Raw genomic sequence first — 19,204 nt, forward strand, 5'->3', positions numbered from 1 at the left:
GCGCTGGTTCAAGACAGTATATGGTGCCTGGGAGTCGATTGCGGGGTTCACCCGAGGCCGGCGGCACGGGATCATGGCTCCATGCTGCACGGGGAGACGGGAACCAGGGACGTGACGATGCCGGGTGGCGGTGCCTCGGCGGAGGCGGGCCTGCCCGCGCGCCGCGCCCGCTTCGGCGATCGCTTCTCGCCGGATCAGCGCACCGCGCCCTACGCCGAGGCGGTCGAGCGCTTCGGAGAGTCCGCCCCGCTGTCGTTCATGGTGCCCGGCCACGGCAACGATCCCGAGCTGGGCGGCGCCCATATCGCGGAGCTTCTCGGCCCCCGCATCGCCGGCCTCGACGTTCCCCTCATGCTCGAGGGCATCGACCTCGGTGACGACTCGCCCCTCATGCGCGCTCAACGCCTCGCAGCCGAGGCATGGGGCGCGCGCCGTAGCTGGTTCCTCACCAACGGCGCATCGCAGGCCAACCGCACCGCCGCGATCGCGGTCCGCGGCCTGGGTGAGCGAGTGCTGATCCAGCGCAGCATGCACTCGAGCTTCACCGACGGCGTGCTGCTCGCCGGTCTCGTGCCCTCCTTCGTTCGGCCCGCCGTCGATGAGCGCCACGGCATCGCACACGGACTGACCCCCGGAGCGCTCGACGCGGCGCTCGATCGTGAGGCCGCCGCGGGCCGGCCCGCCGCGAGCGTGTACCTCGTGTCGCCGAGCTATTTCGGTTCGACGGCCGATGTGCGCGGCCTCGCCGAGGTCGCCCACGCGCACGGCGCCGCCCTCATCGTCGACGGCGCCTGGGGCGCCCACTTCGGCTTCCACCCCGAGCTTCCCGAGTCCCCGGCGCGGCTGGGCGCCGATCTCGTGGTGTCGAGCACCCACAAGCTCGCGGGATCGCTGACCCAGTCGGCGATGCTGCACCTGGGCGATGGCCCCTTCGCGGAACGCCTGGAGCCGCTCGTGGCGCGGGCCTTCGCGATGACGGCGTCGACCTCGATGAGCAGCGTGCTCATGGCCTCCCTCGACGTCGCCCGGCGCGCGCTCGCGACGGGGGAGGAGCGGATCGAGACCGCGATCCGGGCCGCCGGGAAGGTGCGGGAGCGGCTGCGGAGCGACCCCCGCTTCGCGGTGATCAGTGACGACTTCGACGCCTTCCCCGACATCGTCGAGACGGATGTGCTGCGCGTTCCCATCGACGTCTCGGCGCTCGGTCGCAGCGGCCACTGGGTGCGCGAGCGGATGATCCGCGACCACGGCGTCTACCTCGAGATGTCGACCGCGACGAGCGTGGTGCTCGTCATCGGCGCGCTGCGTGCTCCCGACGTCGATCGCTTCTTCTCCGCCCTCGATGCGGTCGCCGACGAGGCACTGCGGACCGGAGCGGAGGAACTCGTCGCGGAGTTCCCCGAGCTGCCGGAGCCGGGAGAGCTGCGCATGCTGCCCCGGGACGCCTTCTTCGGCGAGAGCGAGCTGGTGCCGGCCGTGGAAGCGGTCGGGCGGGTCTCCGCCGACACGCTCGCCGCCTACCCTCCCGGGATCCCCAATCTCCTTCCCGGCGAGGAGATCACGGCTGAGACCGTCGCGTTCCTGCAAGCGGTCGCCGCGTCGCCCACGGGGTATGTGCGGGGGGCCGCGGACGCCGCGGTGGCGACGGTACGTGTCGTAGCGGGCTAGGACATCCGCCGGCTGCGGCCGGGGCGTCGCGTTCCCAGTGAGAGGGACGCCGTCTCGCCGCCGCAGGGGGTACGCGAGCCGGGCGCACGGGGATACGGGAACGGGGAGGCGATCCGCGATGGATCGCCTCCCCGTTCCCGTGACCTCTGCTTACTTCTTCGCGAAGAGATTGCCGATGAGCGTCGAGCCGATCAGCACCACCGCGAGCAGGACGACGCCCACGATCGAGATCGCCACGATGTCGAGCGGATCGCCGGCGGTCGAGAACATCGACTGGGTGTGGTCCTCGCCGTCGTGCGCGAAGGCGGGTGCGGCGAGGAAGATCGAGGCGAGCGCCGCGGTCACGGCGGTCACGGCGGCTGCGATGCGGGTGCGGATCTTCACGGTGTCTCCTCGGAAAGCTCTGCGCCGGGGCGTCGTGAGGCGCGTACCGGCAGGCAGCGGCGCGGGATGCGCCGCGCTACCCCTCCATTCTGCACTGAACGACGCGACTTCGCGAACCGGCGGGCCGCACAGCTTCGGCATAGAGTGGTGGCATGAGTGCGCGCGCCTCCGGCAGAGACGAGATCAACGCCGAGCTGCCGTGCCCCTGCGGGCGCGGCGAGGCCTACGGAGCGTGCTGCGGTCCGCTGCACGCCGGGGCCCCCGCCCCGACCGCGGAGCGCCTCATGCGTTCACGGTATTCGGCGTTCGCGCTCGGACTCGCCGAGTATCTGCTGCGCAGCTGGGACGCGGCCACCCGCCCGCCGTCACTGGAACTCGACGCCTCGATCGTGTGGCGTCGGCTGCTCGTGGAGCGCACGGAGGAGGGCGGTCCCTTCGACCGCGAGGGTTTCGTCACCTTCGCCGCCATCGGCCGCGGCCCCGAAGGCCGCTTCGAGCAGCGGGAGCGCAGCCGCTTCGCGCGCGACGCCGCCGGGCGGTGGGTCTACGTGGATGGCGAGTCACCGCTGCGCTGATCTCCGGGCCTCAGCGGATGTACACGTCGAGGTGGTTGCCGAAGGTGCCGCGGTCGTAGATCTTGCCCTGCGCGCCGAAGGGGGTGTCGAACACCGTGCCCTTCGGCGCCGAGCCGGCGAGCACGATGAAGCCGTCCGCGTCGGCGACGTAGCCGCCCTCGTTGACGTGGCGGCCGGGGATCTGCAGTCCCGAGCCGGGAAGCACCTGCTGACTGTAGTAGGTGAAGCGGTAGCCGTTCCAGTTGACGGCTCCGGCGAACATGAACTGCTGCAGCGTGTAGAGCGCCTCGCCCGAGCCGCTGCGGCCCGCTCGCTCCGGTTCAGCGTTCGCGACGACGGCGGTGTCCACCACGGCCTCCTCCGAGGCGCCGGACGTCAGGGCCTGCGCCGTGCTCGGGGACACCGACGCGGCGGACCCGGGCTCGGCGAAGGCCGTGGCCATCGACAGGGGCGCGAGGGCCGCAGTGCCGAGCAGCACGAGGGACGCTCCTGCGGCGCCAGCCCGCACGAGGCCTGCGCGCCGCGAAGCGCGCGCCCGCGCCGAACTCGAAACCGTCATGGCGCCCGATTCTAACCGCCCCGCATCCGACCTCGCCGGGAACGCCGCTCCGGACGCGGCCCGGCCGGCCCGCGAGAAGGTGCGCGCCGTGGGATCAGGCTTCCGCCGAGCTCACGCCTCCGGGGCGCGCAGGCGCTGCACCCAGGCCTCGACCTCGTCGGCGGTGCGGGGGATCGCGGCGGAGAGGTTCAGGCAGCCCTCCTCGGTCACGACGATGTCGTCCTCGATGCGCACCCCGATGCCGCGGTACTCCTCCGGCACGGTGAGGTCGTCGGGCTGGAAGTAGAGTCCCGGCTCGATGGTGAACACCATGCCGGCTTCGAGTACGCCGTCGAGGTAGAGCTCGCGTCGCGCCTGCGCGCAGTCGTGCACGTCGATGCCGAGGTGGTGGCTCGTGCCGTGCACCATGTAGCGGCGGTAGTAGGCGGTGCCGTCGTCGGCGGGCAGCAGCCCCCACTCGCGGGTGCGCGCCTCGATCACCGTCATCGCGGCCTCGTGCACCTCGCGGAAGCGGATCCCTGGCCGCACGATCGCGCGGGCGGCGTCCGCGGCCTCCAGCACGGCGTCGTAGACGCGGCGCTGCACCTCGGTGAAGACGCCGGAGACCGGCACGGTTCGGGTGATGTCGGCCGTGTAGAGGCTGTCGAGCTCGACCCCGGCGTCGAGCAGCAGCAGGTCTCCCTCGAGCACCGGACCGTCGTTGCGGATCCAGTGCAGCGTGCAGGCGTGCGGGCCCGCCGCCGCGATCGTCTCGTATCCGACCGTGTTGCCGTCGAGCCGCGCGCGCTGATTGAAGACGCCCTCGACGATGCGTTCCCCGCGCGGGTGCGTGCTCGCGCGCGGAAGCGCGGCGAGGACCTCGTCGAAGCCGGTGGCGGTCGCGTCGACGGCGGCCTGCATCTCGGCGAGTTCGAAGGCGTCCTTCACGAGCCGCAGCTCGGAGGCTGCCCGCGCGAGCTCCTCGTCGTCGAGGGTGCGGTCGCGCTCGCCGGCGGCGAAGTCGGCGAGGTGGGCGGTGCGGATCCCGAGGCTCGCGGCGACCTGGGCGAGCGAGGGTCGCGGGCCGATCCAGAACTCCCCGATCTCGGGGTTCGCGAAGAACTCGTCGCTGTCACGGCCGGCTCGCTCGCGGAAGTAGAGCGTCGCCTCGTGGGTGGCGCCGTGGCCGCCGGGACCCTCGGCGGGATCGGCTACCGGATCGAGCACGAGGATCGCGCCCGGCTCGGCGTCGGAGCCCCAGCCGGTGAGGTGCGCGAAGGCGCTGTGCGCGCGGTACTGGTAAAAGGTGTCGTTCGAGCGCTGCTTCATGGCGCCCGCGGCGATCACGAGCCGCTCGCCCGGGAAGCGGGCGCCGAGCTCGGCGCGCCGGCGCGCCGCGTGCGGGGCCACGGGCCGCTCCGCTGGCAGCGTCTCGGGCCGCGCCGCCCAGTGCGCGGAGATGTAGCTGCCGAAGGCATCCGTCTGCGGGGTGGTGCTGCGGTTGCTGTTGTCGATCTCCACCTCGTGGGTGGACTGCGCCGTCTCGGTCATGCTCCCATCCTCTCACCCCCGCGTGCGCGGTGCCTCCGCTCGCGCGCTGGCGAGCGCCGACCTTCTCGAACCCGCACGTTTCCGCTGAGTCCGCACTGTTGTGCCCGCACGAAACGTGCGGACTCAGCGGAAGTGTGCGGACTCGGGCGGGCGGGACGGCCGGGTGGGCTGCGCATAGGATGGGAGGATGAGCGGAGCTGGCGGGCGGGGCGGATTCGATCTGCACACCCACTCGGTCCACTCGGACGGCACGACCCGTCCGGCCGAGATCGCGCGCGAGGCCGCGCGGCTCGGGCTCGCCGGATTCGCGCTCACCGACCACGACACCGTCGACGGCTGGGACGAGGCCCGCGAGGCGGCCGCGGCGGCGGGCATCGGCTTCGTGCCGGGCATCGAGATCACCACGAAGCACGCCGGATCCTCGCGCCACCTCCTCGGCTACGGCATCGAGCGCGGCAGCGGGGAGCTGTTCGAGGCGCTCGCCGAGGTGCGCACCGCGCGCCGCGAGCGCGCGCGGGAGATGGTGCGCCGCGTCGCCGCCGACTACGCGATCGACTGGGGGATGGTGCTCGGCGAGGAGGACGAGCGCACGGTGGGCCGCCCGCACATCGCGGACGCGCTGGTCGCCGCGGGGTACTTCGCGGATCGCAGCACCGCCTTCGCCGAGGTGCTGCACCCGGGCTCGCCCTACTACCTCGGCACCCACGCCATCGACACCGCGGAGGCGATCCGCATGGTGCGCGCCGCGGGCGGTGTGGCGGTGCTCGCCCACCCGGCGGCGACCCGGCAGCGCCGCGCCGTCACCCCGCAGGAACTGCGCGAGCTCGCGGGGGCCGGGCTGTGGGGCGTCGAGCTCGACCACCCCGAGAACCGCGCCGACTGGCTGCCGCCCCTCGCCGAGGCCGCCGCCGCGCTCGGCCTCGCAGTCACCGGCGCGAGCGACTACCACGGCGCGGGCAAGCCCAACCGGCTGGGGGAGCGCAGCACGGACGCCGCGCTCGTCGAGCGCCTGCGCGCCGCCGTCGCGAACCCGCGCTGAGCCTCAGCCCGCAGCGCGCTCAGGCCGCTGAGCCGGAGTCCTCCTGCGTTCCCGAGTCGGCTGCACCCGGGTCGGCTGCTCCCGAGTCGGCTGCGCCCGACTCGGCGGCAGCGGATCCGCCCGAGCCACCCCGGCGACGTCGCCGGCGGCGGCGCGGCGCGGCGGGCTCGGCGCCGTCCTGCAGCAGCGGCGCGCCCGGCTCGCCGCCGCCCTCCGTGTCGTGGCCGTGCTGATCGTGGCCGTGCGCCTCGTGGCGGCCGGGGCCCTGCGGATTGGCGCTGCGGGTGCGGCGGCGGGTGCGCTTGCGGCCCTCGCCGGATCCCGGACCGTCCCCGGATCCCGAAGCCGAGCGCGATCCCGAGCCCTCCCCGGAGCGCGGGTCCCGCGGCGCCCGCTCCTTCACCGGCGTCGCCTTCAGGCGGCCCTTCGTCCCCTCGGGGATCTTCAGATCCGCGAAGAGGTGCGGCGAGGAGGAGTAGGTCTCCACCGGCTCCGGGATGCCGAAGTCGAGCGCCTTGTCGATGAGCGCCCACTTGTGCAGATCGTCCCAGTCGACGAAGGTCACCGCGATGCCGGTGCGTCCGGCGCGGCCCGTGCGGCCGACGCGGTGCAGGTAGGTCTTCTCGTCGTCGGGCACCGTGTGGTTGATCACGTGCGTGACGTCGTCGACGTCGATGCCGCGCGCCGCGACGTCCGTGGCGATCAGGATGTCCTTCTTGCCGGCCTTGAAGGCCGCCATCGCCCGCTCGCGCTGATCCTGATTGAGATCGCCGTGCACCGCCGCGGCGTTGAATCCGCGATCGTTGAGCTCCTCCTGCAGCTTCGCCGCCGCGCGCTTGGTGCGCATGAACACGACCGTCTTGCCCCGGCCCTCGGCCTGCAGGATGCGGCCGATCACCTCGTCCTTGTCGAGCGAGTGGGCGCGGTAGACGATGTGCTCGATGTTCGCCTGAGCCACGCCCTCGTCCGGGTCGCTCGCGCGGATGTGGATCGGCTTCGACATGAAGCGCCGCGCGAGCGTGACGATCGTGCCGGGCATGGTCGCCGAGAACAGCATCGTGTGCCGCGTCGCCGGGGTCTTCGCGAAGAGCTTCTCGATGTCGGCCAGGAAGCCGAGGTCGAGCATCTTGTCTGCCTCGTCGAGGACCATCTCGCGCACGTTCCCCAGATTGAGGATGCGCTGGCTCGCGAGGTCCAGCAGGCGGCCCGGCGTGCCGACCACGACCTGCGCCCCGGCCTTCAACTGCTCGATCTGCCCCTCGTAGGCCTTGCCGCCGTAGATCGGCACCACGGTTGCGCCGCGGTTCTGCGCCGCAAGCTCCAGGTCCTCGTACACCTGCACCGCGAGCTCTCGGGTCGGCACGACGACGAGCGCCTGCACGCCCGGCTCCGGGTCCGCGCCGACGCGCTGCAGCAGCGGCAGTCCGAAGCCGAAGGTCTTGCCGGTGCCCGTCTTCGCCTGGCCGATGATGTCCTGGCCGGTGAGGGCCAGTGGGATGGTCTGCTCCTGGATGGGGAAGGCGTCGACGATGCCGCGATTCGCGAGAGCATCGACCATGTCCTGATCCACACCGAGTTCGAGGAATGTCGTCACGTTGCGTCCTATTCTGCGCCGCACGGGCGTCCGGGTGCTGCGCGCGCGTTCGCAAGGGGCGCAGCGGCGGGGAATCCGATGTCCCCCGCGATCAATACGTACCGCACTAGTCTATTCCAAGCCGCCGCCTCAGCGGACGGTAAGCTGACAGGGTGTTCGAGTGGATTCGCGGGCTGCGCAAGACCAGCGCCCCGGTGCGCAGGCTGCGCGGGCGAGGCGAGGGAAGCGATGCGGAGCGCGTCGAACTCGCGGAGTTCGCCCCCGGGATACTGCCGTTCCTGGGCCTGACCGCCTACCTGCAGCTGGAGCTGTACGAGGCCGCGACCCGCGCCGTCTCGGGTGCCTCGACGCTCGAGGCGAAGGAGGTGCTGGCCCGCGTGGCCGGCCTGACCCTCGCCAAGCATCAGCGCCTCGCCGACGAGATCCGCCGTCGCGGTGAGCAGCCCCACCTCGTGATGGGCCCCTACTCCCGGGTGATCGACGAGTACGTGGAGCGGATCGACACGCCCGACTGGCACCAGCACGTGCTGTCCCTCTACCTGGTCGGCGGCCTCTTCGACGGCTTCTTCGCGAGCCTTGCCGAGGGGCTGCGCGACGGCTACCGGAGCGAGGCGATCGAGATCCTCAGCAGCGACAGCGGCCGTGAGGACCTCGCGAAGCTGCTCGCCGATGCGCTGGCGGCGGACGAGGCGCTGTCGAGCTGGCTGGCGCTGTGGGGTCGGCGGCTCGTGGGGGACACGCTGCTCGTCTCGCGGGCCGTGCTCTCGCTCAGCGAGCGCCGCGCCTTCGACGCGAGCGAGGTGGAACCCGTGTTCACCGAGCTGATCGCCGATCACATCCGGCGGATGGATGGTCTAGGGCTCACCGCATGATCCCGCTCGCGGTCGCCGCGACGTCCGCTCCGCCCCCGCACTGCGAGTACTTCGCGAGCGGCCGCTGCCGCAGCTGCGCGCTCATCGAGCAGCCCGTCGCCGAGCAGCTGCGAGACAAGGAGTCCCGCTGCCGTGAACTGCTGCCCACGGTGCCCGAGCACGCCTGGCTGCCGAGCGTCGGCGGCGGCGCGCGCGACTTCCGCAACAAGGCGAAGCTCGTCGTGGGCGGCCGGCCGGGAGCCGTGACGCTCGGGATCCTCGGCCCCGGCGGCGAGGGCGTCGATCTGCGCGACTGCCTCATCCAGGAGCCCGCGATCCGGGGCGTGATCCCGAGCCTTGCCGCGTTCATCGAGCGCAGCGGCCTGCCGCCCTACGACGTGCCGCGCCGCCGCGGCGAGCTGAAGTTCGTACACCTCACCGCGTCGCCCGGCGGCGATCTGATGCTGCGCTTCGTGGTCCGCTCCGAGCGCGCCCTCGCCGTGCTGCGCCGTGGCCTGCCCGAGCTGCGCGAGGCGATCCCTCGGGCCGTCGTCGTCTCGGTCAACCTGCTTCCCGAGCACAAGGCCGTGCTCGAGGGGGAGCGCGAGGAGCTGCTGCTCGGCTCCGCGCTCACGATGGACCTGGGGGACGGCGCCCCGCTGCACCTGCTGCCGCAGAGCTTCTTCCAGACGAACACGGCCGTCGCACGGGCACTCTACGCTCAGGCGGCCGAGTGGGTGGCGCGCGAGCGGCCGGCGAGCCTGTGGGACCTCTACTGCGGGGTGGGCGGTTTCGCGCTGCACATCGCGGCGGCCCTGGAGGAGACCGCGGGCGGGCGCGGCCCAGGTCCTGACGGCGCCCAGGGCCGCGACGGCTCGGGGGGCGAGGGATCTTCCGGCGCGGGTGCCGCGGCGCCGGCGACCCGGCCCGAGGTCCTCGGCGTCGAGATCAGCGAGGCCGCGGTGCGGTCCGCCCGCCGCAGCGCGCGCGAGCGAGGGATCCCGGCGCGCTTCGTCGCCGCCGATGCGACGGCCTTCGCGCTCGCCGCGGATCCCGCAGCGCTGCCCGAGACGGTGATCGTGAATCCGCCGCGCCGCGGCATCGGACCCGAGCTGAGCGGCTGGCTGGAGGCTTCGGGCGTGCGCTGCCTCGTGTATTCGAGCTGCAACCCCGAGAGCCTGGCTCGCGACCTCGCCGCGATGCCGTCGTATGGGGTGCGGGAGGCAAGGATCTTCGACATGTTCCCGCACACCCGGCACCTGGAGCTCGCGGTGCTGCTCGAACGGGAACGGGCTGCCTGATCCGGCGCGCCCGGAGCGCGTGCATGGGAGGATGAACGCATGAACATCGTGCTGGGAGTGAGCGGCGGGATCGCCGCCTACAAGGCCGTGGCGCTCGCACGCCTGCTCGTGGAGGACGGCCACGAGCTGCATGTGGTGCCCACCGAGGAGGCGCTGCGCTTCGTCGGCACGCCCACCTGGGAGGCGATCAGCCGCCACCCCGTCACCACCTCGGTGCACGAGGACGTGCCCGAGGTGCGCCACGTGGCGCTCGGACAGCGCGCCGATCTGGTGATCGTGGCCCCCGCCACCGCCAACACGCTCGCGCGGATGACCGCCGGCCTGGCCGACGATCTGCTCGGCACCACGCTGCTCGCCACCCGGGCACCCGTGCTCGTCGCCCCGGCCATGCACACGGAGATGTGGCAGCACCCCTCCACGCAGGACAATGTGGCGATCCTGCGCGCTCGGGGCGTGGTGTTCGCGGGACCGGAGAGCGGACGGCTCACGGGCGACGACAGCGGACCCGGGCGGATGAGCGAGCCGGAGGGCATCGCCGAGCTGGCGCGCGAGTTGCTCGCGGGAAGCGGATCCGGCGCTGCGGGATCGGCGGGGGCGAGCGGCGCTGCGGTGGCGGACCCGGACCCGGATCCCGGTCGCGAAGCGGCTCCGCTCACCGGCAGCGAGACCTTCTCCGAGCTGGAGGCTCCGGCGTCCCCGCTCGCGTCCGGCGACTTCGAGGGGGTGCGCGTGCTCGTGACGGCCGGCGGCACACGCGAGCCGATCGATCCGGTGCGCTACCTCGGCAACCGTTCGAGCGGACGCCAGGGGGTCGCGGTCGCGGCGGCGGCGGCGGATCGCGGCGCGAAGGTCGTGCTGCTCGCGGCCAATATCGACGAGTCGGTGCTGGCCGAGTTGCGGGATCGCCCGAGCGTGCGCGTGGTGCCGGTGGGCACGGCCGCCGAACTCGAATCGGCGGCGCGCGCCGCGGCGGGGGGCGCGGAAGTGGTGATCATGGCGGCCGCGGTGGCCGACTACCGGGTGGCCGAGGTGGCCGAGCACAAGATCCGCAAGGAGGACGCGCCGGGCCAGGCGCCGACGCTGAGGCTCGTGGAGAACCCCGACATCCTCGTCGGGCTCGTCCGCGAGCGGCGTCCCGGCCAGGTGATCGTGGGCTTCGCAGCCGAGACGGTGGGTGCCGGCCGCGGGCATTCCGAGCCGGACGCGGAGGACGCGGCATTCCCCGGCCCCGGCGAGGAGGACCCCGCCGAGGAACTGCTGGAGCGCGGGCGCCGCAAGCTCGCCCGCAAGGGCGTCGATCTGCTCGCCGTCAACGCGGTCGGCTGGAACGCGGGCTTCGAGAGCGCCGAGAACGCCCTGCTCGTGCTCGACGCCGATGGCCGCGTCGCCTGCGAGGCCACCGGCACCAAGCGGGCCGTCGCCGAGCGCCTGCTCGACGCCGTCCGCGACGAGCTGCGCGCGCTCCGCCACTGAGGGCGCGCATCCGCGCCGCGGCGCTCGTCGCGCCCTAGCTGATGAAGCCGACCTTCCGGCCGCCCTCGCCGCCGAGCTCGACGTAGGCGATCGACTCGGTGTCGACGAGGTACTGACGGCCCTTGGCGTCGGCGAGCGCGACGAGCGAGGCGTCGCCCGCGACCGCGTTCTCGATGAGCGCGCGCAGCTCCTCGGCGCTCGACTCGGTCTCGAACGAGAGCTCGCGGGGCGAGTGCTTGATGCCGATGCGAACTTCCACGGGGTACCTCCTCGGGTGCCGCGGCCGGACCGCGGTGCTGACGGTGTGCAGTGTCTCCGAGTCTAGGGGTGGCGGTGGCTGGAAGGCCCCGATCGTCGCCGGCGTTCGCCGTGGGCGCATCCGCGGTGGCGCCCGCGGTCGCATCCGCGGTGGCGCCGGCGGTCGGCGCCCGTCAGTGTCGGGGGTGCTCGGTAGGGTGATCGCATGATCTCCTTCGACCCCGCTCAGCTCGAGGTTCTGGCCCTCGATCCGGGCCGGCACGCGCGCGTGCTCGGTGCGCCGGGCACCGGGAAGACGGTGCTCGTGGTCGAGGCCTATGCGCGCGCCATCGCGCGTGCGGGGTGGGCCGAGGGCGACGCGCTCGTGCTCGCGCCGAACCGCCTGGTGGCGAGCGCGCTGCGTCGGCGCGTGGAGCGGGCTGCCGGGCGCGCGATCGGCGGCACGCCGGTGCGCACGACGACCTCGCTGGCCTTCGCGGTGCTGTCGCGCGCGGCCGCGGTGGCGGGGCGGGAGGCCCCGCGACTGCTCACCGGCACGGCGCAGGACGAGGCGATCGCCGAGACCGTCGAGGAGCTGCTGCTCGGTCCTGCGGGCGGAGCGGCGGAGGCCGCCGCTGCGGGCGGCGCCGGAGGGGACGCGGCGGGCGGGGGCGGCGCGCCGGCATCGCGCGGTCCGCGGACGGGGTCGGGATCGGGCTCCGGTGACGGATCGCCTCGGGCCGCTGCGGCGGCGCTCGCGGTGCTGCCGCCCGAGGTGCTGCGCAGCCCCGCCTTCCGAGCCGAGTTGCGTGAGCTGTGGCGCGTCGTGGACGACTTCGGGCTCGACCCGGGTGTGCTCGCCTCCGAGCTGCGCCGCATCCGCGGGGAGGCCGCAGCCGCGGCGCACACTCGCGCCCCCGAGGAAGGCCTGATCGACCGGTGGTGCGCGGGGCTGCTGCTGATCGAACTGGTCGCGACGCGGCTGGCATCCGAACGGCCCGGAGAGCTCAGTTCGAGCGCGCTGCTGCGGGCCGCCGCGGCGGCCGTGCGTGAGCGGGGCGTGGCAGGCTCAGCCGGCGAAGCCGGGCAGGGGCGCTTCGCGATGCCCCGGCTCCTGCTCGTCGACGACGCGCAGGAGCTCGGCGAGGGGGATCTCGCCCTGCTCGCCGCCTGCGCCTCCTCGGGGAGCCGGATCTGGGTCTTCGGCGACCCCGATATGGCGACCGGCGCCTTCCGCGGCGAGCGCACCGAGGTGCTCACCCGGCTCGCCGAGGAGCTCGCGCGGCGCGGCGCTCCTCGCGCAGCGGACGAGCAGTCCGTGGTGCTCCGCTCGGTGCACCGCCACGGGAGCGGGCTGCGTGGCTTCGTGCGGCAGCTCACCGACCGCATCGGCGCGGCGGGGGCCGGCGGGCAGCGCTCGGCCGAAGCCGCCGGTGGTGAAGACCGTCCGCCGGGCTCGGTCGAGTTCACCGCGCTCGGCTCGCCCGCCGAGCAGATCGGGGTGATCGCGCACCGGCTGCGCGCCCGGCGGCTCGGGCTGGACCACGGGCGGCGCGTCGACTGGAACGAGATGGCGGTGATCTGCCGCAGCCGCGCCGAGGCGCTGCGTGTCTCCCGGGCGCTCGCCGCGCACCAGGTCCCCACCGGCATCGCCTCGGGAGGTACCGTGCTGCGGGAACATCAGATCGTTCGCGAGCTGATCCGCCTGCTGCAGCACGCGCTCGGGATCGCGCCCCTCAGCGGGCAGGAGGTGCTGGCGCTGGCGGGCGGGACGATCGGCGGCCTGGACCCGGTGCAGCTGCGCCGCCTGCGCGGGGCGCTGCTGCTGCAGGAGCGCCGCGAGGCGCAGACCGAGGAACGCCCCCCGGGCGACATCGGCGAGATCGCCCTCGACGCTTTCGAGCACCCCGGGGCGGCCCCGGTCATCGACAGCGCCGGCGGGCGGGCGCTGCGCCGCCTGGGCCGTTGCGCCGCGGCCGCCGAGCGGGTGCGGGCGGCGGGCGGCACCGCGCGAGAGACGCTGTGGGCGCTCTGGGAGGGCACGCGGCTCGCCGGACGCTGGCAGGACGAAGCGCTCGACGGGCGCGGAGCCCGCGCCGACGAGGCACACCGCTCGCTCGACGCCGTGATGGGGCTCTTCTTCGCCCTGCAGCGACACGAGGAACAGGCCAGCAGCCAGCCCATCGCCGAATTGCTCGACGAGCTGCTACTCAGCGCCGTGCCCGAGGATACGCTCGCGCAGCGCAGCGAGCGCGCAGCGGTGACCGTGACCACGCCCCAGGGCGCCATCGGGCGCGAGTTCGGCATCGTCGCCGTGATCGGCGTGCAGGACGGAGCCTGGCCCAATCTCCGCGCCCGCGGCTCCCTCCTCGGCACCGCCGCCCTCGAACGCTGGCTGCGCGGGGGAGCGGCGTCCCCGCCCTCCCGCAAGGACACCGTGCACGACGAACTCCGGCTCTTCGCGCACAGCTGCGCCCGCGCACGGGAAGAGGTCCTCGTCGCCGCCGTCAGCGACGAAGACCAGTACCCCAGCGCCTTCTTCGGCCTCGGACGCGAGCAGCTGCGCGAGGGACTGCCGAGCAGCCGCCTCACCCTGCGCGGAGCCGTCGCGCAGATGCGCCGCCGGCTCACCACCGACGCCGGCGACGAAGCCGCGCTGACGGCGCTCACGGCGCTCGCGCGCGCCGAGGTGCCCGGGGCGCGGCCCGAGGAATGGTACGGGGTGCCGCCCGCCTCCAGTGAGATTCCGCTGTTCACGGCCGATCCGGATCCGCGGGTCCCCGTCAGCCCCTCGCAGCTCGAACGCGCGGAGACCTGCCCGCTCGACTGGGCGATCGCGCACCTCGGCGGTGGCAGGGGCAGCCTGCAGGCCGGCCTCGGCACGCTGCTCCACCACGCGCTCGACACCGTGGGAAGGGCCGACCCCGAGGCCCTGCTCGCTGCGGTCACCGCTGAGTGGAGCAAACTGCCCTTCGACGCCGAGTGGGAGTCGGTGCGCGCCGAGCGACTCGCGCGCGCCATGACCGAGAGCCTCGCCGCCTATCTGCGTGCCTTCGAAGCCTCGGGTCGTGAGCTGATCGCCAGCGAGGCGCCCTTCGAGATCCCGCTCGCACGCGCCGTCCTCCGCGGCATGGCCGACCGGCTCGAACTGACCCGGCGCTCGGACGGCGCCGCCGAGCTCGCCGTGCTCGACCTCAAGACCGGACGCACCCCGCCCAGCAAGGCAGCGGCCGAGGAGCACGCGCAACTGCAGGCGTACCAGATGGGCGTGTCCAGCGCCGCCTTCGCGCTGCCGGAGGGGACCGAGCTCCCGCCGGGCACCGTCAGCGGCGGAGCCCGGCTGCTCTACGTGCACCCCGACGCCACCGGGAGCTCCGACTACGCGGAGCGCGTGCAGCAGCCCATCTCGGAGCAGGCGCTCGAATCACTGCGCGAGCGGGTCGACGGCATCGCCGAGGTCATGGCCTCGGCCGGCTTCACCGCCCGCGTCGAGCACCACTGCTCAGACCCGCACCAGCCCGGCGAGTGCCGCCTCCACATCATCCCGGCGGTGAGCCGCGCATGACTCCCGTCGCCCCTGTGTCCGCCGCGCAGTCCGCACCCGTCTTCTCGGCGGCGCGGATCGCGGAGATCCTCGCCGTTCCACCGAAGCCCGCGCTCATCCCCACCGCCGAGCAGCGCGCCGTCATCGAACATCCCCTCGGCGGCACCGCGCTCGTCGTCGCCGGTGCCGGCAGCGGCAAGACGGAGACGATGGCGAACCGAGTCGTCTGGCTCATCGCCAACGGGCTCCTCGAGCCGAGCGAGGTGCTCGGCCTCACCTTCACCCGCAAAGCCGCGGGCGAACTGCGCGAGCGCATCACCGCTCGGCTCGCCCGCTTCACCGAGCGGCTGAGCGACGCCGCCGAACGGCGGGCGCTCACCCCGCCTGAAGCCGAACGGTCCCAGCAACTCACCGAACTCCTGGGAGACGGGCTCGAACTCCCCGAGGTGAGCACCTACAACTCCTTTGCCGCCGGCGTACTGCAGGAGTACGGCGCCGCCGCGGGCATCGCCCCCGGCGCGGTCGTCATCGACGAGGCGACCGCCTGGCGTATCGCGCGGGAGACGATCCTCGCCAGCCGCGACCCCGAACTCGCCGACAGCGAGCTCAGCCTGCCGCAGCTCGTGCGTCACGTGCTCGGGCTCGACCACGCCGTCTCAGACCACCTCACCACGCTCGACCGCGTCGACCAGGTCATCGAAGAGTTCGCGCGGGTGAGCCGGCTGCCCTACAACGAGAAGGAGCTCGACGGCCCGCCGAGCGGCAAGGTCTACGCCCCCGTCCGCGACGCCGTCGCCAGTCTCTCGGAAACCCCCCTCATCACCCGTCTCGCCCGCGAGTACGCCGCCGAGAAGCAGCGCCGCGGCGTCATCGAGTTCTCCGACCAGCTCGCCCTCGCCACCCTCGCGCTCGAACGAGCCGCCGACGCGATCCCCGCGCTGCGTCGCCGCTACCGAGCCGTGCTGCTCGACGAGGTGCAGGACACCTCGGTGGGCCAGACCCGGTTCCTCTCCCGCATCTTCGCCGGCGGCAGCGTCATGGCCGTGGGCGACCCGCACCAGTCGATCTACGGCTGGCGCGGCGCCTCCGCCGAAGGACTGCGCTCCTTCCACGCCGACTTCCGTGGCGGCCGTGCGGCGCGTGCCACCGCTTCGGGAGCGTGGTCACCGGCGTCCGTGCCGCCCGCGACGCTCACGCTCTCGACGAGCTGGCGCAACCCGCAGCGTGTACTCGACGCAGCGAACATCATTGCCGGACCGCTCGCCGCGGATTCCGCCCTCGAGGTGCCCGCGCTCGCACCCCGGCCCAGCGCCGCGGACGGGACCGTCGAGTGGTGCTACCCGGAAACCGTGCACGAGGAGCGGACAGCCGTCGCCGAGTGGATGCGCGAAGCCCGGGAGGCCCACCTCGCCGAGCACGGCGAAGCCCCCACCGCTGCCGTCATCTTCCGCACCCGCGGTCCCATGGCCGCCTTCTCCGCCGCGCTCACCGAAGCAGGAGTGCCCAACCGCATCATCGGACTCGGCGGCCTCCTCACCACGCCCGAGGTGACCGACGTCGTCAGTACGCTGCGCTGCCTGTGGTACGCGGACGCAGGAAGTGAGCTGATCCGCCTGCTCGCCGGCCCCCGTTTCGGCATCGGCGTCGCCGATCTCGCCGGCCTGCGTGAGGCGGCCCGCTGGTTCGAGCGCCGCGACATCTCGCAGCAGCCGCTCAGCGAGGCCGACCGCGAGGCGGACCGCGTGCTGCCCGATCCGGACCGGCGCTTCACCCTGATCGACGCGCTCGACCAGATCGCCGGCATGCGCAGCCTCGATCACGCCGCGCTCCGCGGCATCAGCACGATCGGACGCGAACGGCTGCGCGAGGCCGGGCGCATGCTCGCGACGCTGCGGCAGGGGGTCGGCGGCGACCTCGCCGAGCTCATCGGCGCAACCGTGCAGGCGCTGCGTCTCGATATCGAACTCGATGCGAACGAGTCCCGCGAGCACGCGGGCAGCTCGGCCGCGCACGCCAACCTCGACCTCTTCACCGAGCTCGTCGAGAACTTCGCCGCGATCGACACCCGCGGCACGCTCGCCAGCGTGCTGGAGTGGATCGAGCGCGCCACCGAGTCCGACGAGGCGGCCGAACACGTCGCCGCCCCCGCCCCGGGCACCGTGCAGCTCATCACCGCCCACGGCTCGAAAGGTCTCGAGTGGGATCTGGTCGCCGTCCCGCGGCTCGTGACCGGCGAGTTCCCGGGCTCCGCGCGCAGCGGCGCCGGCTGGCTGCGCACCGGCGAACTCCCCGACGAACTCCGCGGCGACGCCTCCGCACGTCCCGAGCTGAACTGGCGGATCGCCACCACCCAGCAGGAACTGCGCGACCGCATCGCCGCGTACCGCGAGGCGCTGAAAGAACGCCACGCCGAAGAGGAGCGCAGGCTCGCCTACGTCGCCGTCACCCGCTCCGCGAGCCGGCTCCTGCTGAGCGGCTCCTTCTGGGCGGGCCACAGCCGCCCCCGAACGCCCTCCGTGTTCCTCACCGAGCTGCGAGACGCGGGGCTCATCACCGGGCTCCCCGAGCAGAGCGCGCACGAGCACGACCCCAGCGAGCTCGCCGAACTCACCCTGCAGTGGCCCCTCGACCCGCTCGGAACGAGACGGCCGGCCGTCATGCGCGCCGCCGCGCGACTCCGCGAAGCGCTCGCGGCCGAATCCCGGGGAACCGACCCGCTCACCGAGCCCGAACTCGACGAGACCGTGCGCCTGCTGCTCGCGGAGCGCCGCGAAGCCAGTGTCGACGCTCCCGACCGCAGCCGGGGCGAGGCGCACGGTTCCACCGGCGATGGGCTCCCCGGGGCCGAACTGCCCGAGCGCATCACCGCCTCCTCCTTCCACGAGTTCGTCGAAGACCCGGTGCTCGCCGAACGCCGCCGCCTTCGCCCCGTGCCGCAGCGCCCCTACCGTCGCACCCGCATCGGCAACCGCTTCCACGAGTGGGTCGAGCGCCGCGCCACCACCGCCCGCGGCACCGCGCTTCCGCTCAGCGGCCTCGAACTCGAACTCGGAGACCCCGAGCTGGCCGAGTTCGAACGGCTCGAGGCCGACGAGGAACAGCTGCTGCGCCGGCTCATCGAGAACTTCGAGCGGTCCCGATGGGCTGCACGCCGGCCGATCGCGGTGGAGCAGGAGGTGAGCCTGCCCTTCGCCGGGCGCACCCTCGTCTGCAAACTCGACGCCGTCTACCGGATCGGCCCCGCCGAGGCGGACGGCAGTGCCTCCGGATCCGCCTCCGGCCCCGTCGACGCCGCGTCCGGTACCTCCGCGGCGGAAGCGGCGCCACGGCGCGCAGACCCCGGTTCGGGCGCGAGCGCCGCGCACGAGGGACAGGCGCGCTACGAGATCGTCGACTGGAAAGCCGGGCGTTCGCCGCGCAGCGACGCCGAGCGCGAGAGCCGGTTCTTCCAGCTCGACCTGTACCGGCACGCCTACGCGCAGTGGGCGGGCATCGACCCCGCCGTGATCGACGTCTCGCTGTTCTACGTCGCAGAGGGAATCGAGCTGCGGGGCGGCACCGCGCGCAGCCTCGCCGAACTCGAAGGGATCTGGCGCGCGGCCTCCGAGCGCCTCCGAGACGCGCGCTAGGAAGGATCAGCTCATCTCGGCGCGGGCCACGTCCGCGCGGTCGGTCACGACGCCCGAGACGCCGCGGCCCACGAGCTCGCGCATCCGCGCCGGGTCGTTGACGGTCCACACGTGCACCTCGACGCCGTGACCGGCGGCCACCGCGAGCAGCCTCCCGCTCAGCACGGGCACCGGACCCGAACGCTCCGGAATCTGCAGCGCGTCCAGGCCGGCGAGCGCCCGGCCGGCGAGCGCACCCGAACCGCTCGCGAGCGCAGCCAGGATGCCCAGCAGGCGGTTCCGCCCCGGCGAGGTCGCCGGCACCGGCGTCGCCCCCGCGGATCGGGCGGCGCGCAGCGCCCTCGCGCGGCTCGCGTCGGAGAAGCTCGTGAGCAGCACGCGGTGGCCCTCCGGGGCCACGATCCTGCCCGTCGGCTCCGCGGCGGCCGGGGCCTTCACATCGACGTTGAAGCGCACCCCCGGGAAGTCCTCCAGTGCGCTGCGCAGGGTGAGCAGCCCGCCACGGTCGGCCATGATCGCCGCCAGCTCGCCCAGCGTCGTCTCGGCGACCCGCGCCCGCAGGCCCGCGACCCGCTCCAGCCCGGCGTCATGGAACAGGACCACCTCGCCGTCGGCCGTCACCCGGCAGTCGGTCTCCACCGCGTCGGCGCCCGCCGCGACCGCGGCCGCCACGGCGGCGCGGCTGTTGTCGGCCACGCCGAGTGCGGCGAGCTCCGCGGTGACCAGCCCCCGGTGCGCGAGCACCCGCGGCCGCCCCAGCTCATGCAGGTACGGGTGCCGGGTGCGCCCCTCCCCGGAGCCGAGGCGCGCGGGCACCGGG

The 19,204-nt window shown here is 73.7% G+C and carries 14 protein-coding genes; 8 read left to right on the forward strand and 6 right to left on the reverse strand.

The features are described 5' to 3' along the window. Nucleotides 1–81: 81 nt before the first annotated feature. Nucleotides 82–1,668, forward strand: a complete 1,587-nt coding sequence (locus B4915_RS08200) for an aminotransferase class I/II-fold pyridoxal phosphate-dependent enzyme (RefSeq protein ID WP_281258204.1) — start codon at nt 82–84, stop codon at nt 1,666–1,668. A gap of 150 nt (nt 1,669–1,818) precedes the next feature. Here the strand turns inward: B4915_RS08200 and B4915_RS08205 are convergent, their stop codons facing one another. Beyond that, nucleotides 1,819–2,052 (reverse strand): hypothetical protein, encoded by a 234-nt coding sequence (locus B4915_RS08205; protein WP_105805319.1) that lies wholly within the window; start codon nt 2,050–2,052, stop codon nt 1,819–1,821. Nucleotides 2,053–2,204: 152 nt separating this feature from the next. Between B4915_RS08205 and B4915_RS08210 the strand changes: the two genes are divergently transcribed. Then, nucleotides 2,205–2,627 (forward strand): YchJ family protein, encoded by a 423-nt coding sequence (locus B4915_RS08210; protein WP_105805320.1) that lies wholly within the window; start codon nt 2,205–2,207, stop codon nt 2,625–2,627. A 10-nt stretch (nt 2,628–2,637) separates the two neighbouring features. Here the strand turns inward: B4915_RS08210 and B4915_RS08215 are convergent, their stop codons facing one another. Beyond that, nucleotides 2,638–3,186, reverse strand: a complete 549-nt coding sequence (locus tag B4915_RS08215) for a hypothetical protein (protein ID WP_146120041.1) — start codon at nt 3,184–3,186, stop codon at nt 2,638–2,640. Between the two features lie 111 nt (nt 3,187–3,297). Further along, the gene (locus tag B4915_RS08220; protein WP_105805322.1) at nt 3,298–4,716 is read right to left on the reverse strand and encodes an aminopeptidase P family protein; all 1,419 of its coding nucleotides are present in this window, start codon (nt 4,714–4,716) and stop codon (nt 3,298–3,300) included. A gap of 187 nt (nt 4,717–4,903) precedes the next feature. Between B4915_RS08220 and B4915_RS08225 the strand changes: the two genes are divergently transcribed. Next, nucleotides 4,904–5,755 (forward strand): PHP domain-containing protein, encoded by an 852-nt coding sequence (locus B4915_RS08225; RefSeq protein WP_105805323.1) that lies wholly within the window; start codon nt 4,904–4,906, stop codon nt 5,753–5,755. A 19-nt stretch (nt 5,756–5,774) separates the two neighbouring features. On the opposite strand, the gene B4915_RS08230 is transcribed toward B4915_RS08225, so the two are convergent. Further along, nucleotides 5,775–7,313, reverse strand: coding sequence for a DEAD/DEAH box helicase (locus B4915_RS08230; protein WP_105805787.1), 1,539 nt, complete (start codon nt 7,311–7,313; stop codon nt 5,775–5,777). 188 nt (nt 7,314–7,501) lie between these two features. On the opposite strand from B4915_RS08230, the gene B4915_RS08235 reads away from it, so the two are divergent. From B4915_RS08235 to B4915_RS08245, 3 genes are read left to right on the forward strand one after another with little or no spacing between them, the layout of a single operon-like run. After that, complete coding sequence (locus B4915_RS08235; RefSeq protein WP_105805324.1) at nt 7,502–8,221, forward strand: ferritin-like fold-containing protein; 720 nt, start codon at nt 7,502–7,504, stop codon at nt 8,219–8,221. Then, the gene (locus B4915_RS08240) at nt 8,218–9,501 is read left to right on the forward strand and encodes a class I SAM-dependent methyltransferase (protein WP_105805325.1); all 1,284 of its coding nucleotides are present in this window, start codon (nt 8,218–8,220) and stop codon (nt 9,499–9,501) included. Before B4915_RS08235 ends, B4915_RS08240 begins: the two co-directional genes overlap by 4 nt. A gap of 39 nt (nt 9,502–9,540) precedes the next feature. Next, entirely contained in the window at nt 9,541–10,974 is a 1,434-nt protein-coding gene (locus tag B4915_RS08245; protein WP_105805326.1) for a bifunctional phosphopantothenoylcysteine decarboxylase/phosphopantothenate synthase, read from the forward strand. Between the two features lie 34 nt (nt 10,975–11,008). On the opposite strand, the gene B4915_RS08250 is transcribed toward B4915_RS08245, so the two are convergent. Next, nucleotides 11,009–11,233, reverse strand: a complete 225-nt coding sequence (locus B4915_RS08250) for a DUF3107 domain-containing protein (RefSeq protein WP_105805327.1) — start codon at nt 11,231–11,233, stop codon at nt 11,009–11,011. A 204-nt stretch (nt 11,234–11,437) separates the two neighbouring features. On the opposite strand from B4915_RS08250, the gene B4915_RS08255 reads away from it, so the two are divergent. Together B4915_RS08255 and B4915_RS08260 are read left to right on the forward strand one after the other, a co-directional pair. Then, a complete protein-coding gene (locus tag B4915_RS08255; protein ID WP_105805328.1) occupies nt 11,438–14,776 on the forward strand; it encodes a UrvD/REP family ATP-dependent DNA helicase in 3,339 nt (1,112 codons plus the stop codon). Then, on the forward strand, nt 14,773–18,384 hold the full coding sequence (locus tag B4915_RS08260; RefSeq protein ID WP_245907408.1) for an ATP-dependent helicase: 3,612 nt from the start codon (nt 14,773–14,775) through the stop codon (nt 18,382–18,384). Before B4915_RS08255 ends, B4915_RS08260 begins: the two co-directional genes overlap by 4 nt. Before the next feature lie 6 nt (nt 18,385–18,390). Here the strand turns inward: B4915_RS08260 and B4915_RS08265 are convergent, their stop codons facing one another. Then, nucleotides 18,391–19,200 carry a glycerophosphodiester phosphodiesterase family protein gene (locus tag B4915_RS08265; RefSeq protein ID WP_425436341.1) on the reverse strand — a complete coding sequence of 270 codons (810 nt, stop codon included), beginning with the start codon at nt 19,198–19,200 and terminating at the stop codon, nt 18,391–18,393. Nucleotides 19,201–19,204 lie beyond the last annotated feature (4 nt).

The organism is Leucobacter massiliensis (assembly GCF_002982315.1).
GTDB classification, from domain to species: domain Bacteria; phylum Actinomycetota; class Actinomycetes; order Actinomycetales; family Microbacteriaceae; genus Leucobacter; species Leucobacter massiliensis.